The organism is Staphylococcus sp. EG-SA-2, from assembly GCF_017152085.1.
This window is the reverse complement of the sequence record NZ_JACYHC010001207.1, coordinates 1-645: the sequence shown is the minus strand read 5'-3', so window position 1 is coordinate 645 and position 645 is coordinate 1. Positions and strand designations below refer to the sequence as shown.

Sequence of the window (645 nt, the reverse complement as noted above, 5' to 3'; positions counted from 1 at the left end):
TAATTGGAATGGCAGCTGCCGCAGTATTTAGTTTCCAATTGTCTGCACTAATTAATTTTTTGTGCTCAATCGCATCTGCAAAGACAGTGCCAAAACCGCCTTTAATGTTCATAACACCTAGAATAATAATAACTAAAGCGCCGCCTAATAAAATGACGCCTTGAATGAAATCACTCCAAACCACACCTTCGAAACCACCTAAAAATGTATATAAAATACATAGTAAACCTACGAGTGATGCAACGATATAAGGGTTCATGTCTGATACAGATGTGATTGCTAATGTTGGTAAGTAGATAACAATTGCAACACGCCCTAAATGGTAAACGACAAATAATAATGAGCCAATGACACGTATGCTAGGGCCAAATCTAGCTTCTAAATATTCATATGCAGATGTTACCTTTAACTTTTTAAAGAAAGGGACATAGAAATAAATAAGTAATGGAATAATTGCGACGATAGCAATGTTACCAGCGATATATGACCAATCTGTTAAAAATGCTTTCTCTGGTGTAGACATAAATGTAATCGCACTTAACGTAGTAGCATAAATTGAAAAGCCAACTACCCAAGATGGCAAGCGACCACTTGCGGTAAAGAAACTATTGGTACTTTGGCTCGCGCGCTTGGTAAAATAAACGC

The 645-nt window shown here is 37.1% G+C and carries 1 protein-coding gene; it reads right to left on the bottom strand.

The features are described 5' to 3' along the window. Window positions 1–645, bottom strand: a 645-nt coding sequence (locus IDG60_RS19690; RefSeq protein ID WP_481906114.1) for a sodium:solute symporter family transporter, incomplete at both ends; no start/stop codon positions are given.